The 2227-nt window shown below is 66.4% G+C and carries 4 protein-coding genes; 1 reads left to right on the top strand and 3 read right to left on the bottom strand.

The genetic code is table 11. The annotated features are described in order from the left end of the window. On the top strand, nucleotides 1-508 hold a 508-nt coding region (locus VGB60_RS03120), incomplete at its 5' end, for a GNAT family N-acetyltransferase (RefSeq protein WP_331036820.1). A gap of 45 nt (nucleotides 509-553) precedes the next feature. On the opposite strand, the gene mscL is transcribed toward VGB60_RS03120, so the two are convergent. The 3 genes from mscL to VGB60_RS03105 all read right to left on the bottom strand — a co-directional run. Continuing rightward, complete coding sequence (mscL, locus tag VGB60_RS03115) at nucleotides 554-976, bottom strand: large-conductance mechanosensitive channel protein MscL (protein ID WP_331036819.1); 423 nt, start codon at nucleotides 974-976, stop codon at nucleotides 554-556. 10 nt (nucleotides 977-986) lie between these two features. Next, complete coding sequence (locus VGB60_RS03110) at nucleotides 987-1277, bottom strand: integration host factor subunit beta (protein WP_331036818.1); 291 nt, start codon at nucleotides 1275-1277, stop codon at nucleotides 987-989. Nucleotides 1278-1522: 245 nt separating this feature from the next. After that, the coding region (locus VGB60_RS03105) for a S1 RNA-binding domain-containing protein (RefSeq protein WP_331036817.1) at nucleotides 1523-2227 on the bottom strand (705 nt) is incomplete at its 5' end.

The raw sequence follows: 2227 nt of genomic DNA, 5'->3' as shown, positions 1-2227 counted from the left end.
ATCTTCAGAGACCGGCGGATCGGGAAATCAGATGACAGCGCCTCACCGGACCCTTCGATGGGCGCAAGCGGCCGACTATGGGGCCGTGGCGGACGTCATGTTCGACGCGGTGCGAAACGGTCGGAGCCGCTACACCGACGCGCAGCGAGCCGCCTGGGTCCCCGTCCCCCGCAGCGGACCGGCGTGGGACGAGCGGCTTCGCTCGCAGGAGATCATCCTTGCCGAGGAGAGCGAAGACATCCTCGGCTTCATGAGTCTGGCGTCGGGCGGCTACATCGACTTCGCCTACATCCGGCCCCGCGCCCAAGGCAGCGGGCTCTTCAGGTCGATGTACGAGCAGCTTGTCCAGCGCGCCACCGAGAAGGGCGAGCGGCGGCTCTGGGTTCATGCGAGCCTCACGGCGGAACCGGCTTTTCGGGCGCTGGGGTTCAACGTCGTTCAGGCTGAGACCGTCTTCATCGAAGACCAGGCCTTCGATCGATTTGAAATGGAGATCGAGCTGCGGTGAGAGGCAGGTCCAGAGCCCGCCCCCAGAACCTCTTCAGCCCCCCGCCTAGACCCTTGGGCGGGCCCTCAGTTCGTCCCGGATTTCCGCCAGCAACGCCTCGGTCGGCGTCGGCGCGGCGGGTGCGGCGTCGGGCGCGGCGGCCTGTTCGCGGCGCAGTTTGTTGATCGCCTTGACCAGCAGGAAGACGACGAACGCGACGATGGCGAACTGGATCAGGGTGTTGATGAAGGCGCCGTACTGGATCGCCACCTCCTCGACCGCGTCAGTGACCGGGTTCTCGGGGGCCAGCACCCACTTCAGGTTGGAGAAGTCGACCCGGCCGAGCAGCAGGCCGATCGGCGGCATGACCACCTGTTCGACCAGGCTGGTGACGATCTTGCCGAAGGCCGCGCCGATGATGACGCCGACGGCCAGGTCAATGACGTTGCCGCGGGCGATGAATTCCCGGAACTCGGCGGCCAGCTTCATGGGGTGGGGCTCAGGCGTCGCCGGCGGCGTTCAGGCGCTCGCGTAGTTCCTTGCCGCTCTTGAAGAAGGGCACCGCCTTGGCCGGCACATCGACGGTCTCGCCGGTGCGCGGATTGCGGCCCGCGCGCGCCGGTCGGGCCCGCACGGAGAAGGCCCCGAAGCCGCGCAGTTCGACCCTTCCGCCCTCGCCCAGCGCCTCGACCATCCGGCCCAGCACGATGTTGACCACCCGCTCGACCTCGGCGTGGGTCAGGTGGGTGTTCTCGGCGGCGAGTTTTTCGATCAGCTCAGATTTTATCATAGATCAGGCCCCCGCCCTGTTCGCCCTTCCGAGGCACATACGGGTGCATCGGAACGCATGATGCAACCCCACCCTAGCCGCCGTGCGCGCCGGGCAAAAGACCTGACGCCCGATTGGCGAGCGGAAATGTCGGTTAACATACATTAAGCACGGCCCCGCGGTTCGCGGAGGGTAGGCGCTTCAGCGACGAAAAAGGCGGCGGGATCGCTCCCGCCGCCTGATCCGTATCCTGAGGACGAAGGAGACTATTCCTTCGAGCCTGCCTTCTCGCGCAGGGCGGCGCCGAGGATGTCGCCCAGCGAAGCGCCGGAGTCCGACGAGCCGAACTGCTCGACGGCTTCCTTCTCGTCCTTCATCTCAAGCGCCTTGATCGACACCGAGACGCGGCGCGAGGCCTTGTCGATGCCGGTGACCATGGCGTCGACGCGGTCGCCGACCGTGAAGCGCTCGGTGCGCTGGTCGTTACGGTCGCGCGACAGGTCCGACTTGCGGATGAAGGCGGTCGCCGGAGCGTCGTCTTCACCGAACTTGACCTCGATGCCGCCGGTTTCCACCGCCGTCACCGTGACCGTGACCTGCTGGCCCTTCTTGAAGGCGTCGCCCTCCATCGGATCGCCGCCCAGCTGCTTGATGCCGAGCGAGACGCGTTCCTTCTCGACGTCGACGTCCAGCACCTTGGCCTTGACGGTCTCGCCCTTGCGGTAGCGCTGGATGGCTTCCTCGCCGGAGACGTTCCAGTCCAGGTCGGACAGGTGGACCATGCCGTCGATGTCGTTTTCCAGGCCGATGAACAGGCCGAACTCGGTGGCGTTCTTGACCTCGCCCTCGACGGTCGAACCGATCGGGTTGGCGGCGACGAACGCATCCCACGGATTGTCCTGGGCCTGCTTGAGGCCCAGCGAGATGCGGCGCTTGGAGGCGTCGACGTCCAGCACGACCACGTCGACTTC

It is taken from the genome of Brevundimonas sp., assembly GCF_036399195.1.
GTDB lineage: Bacteria > Pseudomonadota > Alphaproteobacteria > Caulobacterales > Caulobacteraceae > Brevundimonas.
The sequence above is the reverse complement of the archived record's forward strand: the minus strand, read 5'-3'. Positions and strand labels throughout refer to the sequence as shown.

Excerpts from the sequence above, each read along its gene's own strand:
- VGB60_RS03110 (WP_331036818.1), bottom strand. The coding sequence starts at position 1,277 with ATGATAAAATCTGAGCTGATCGAAAAACTCGCCGCCGAGAACACCCAC.
- mscL (WP_331036819.1), bottom strand. The coding sequence starts at position 976 with ATGAAGCTGGCCGCCGAGTTCCGGGAATTCATCGCCCGCGGCAACGTC.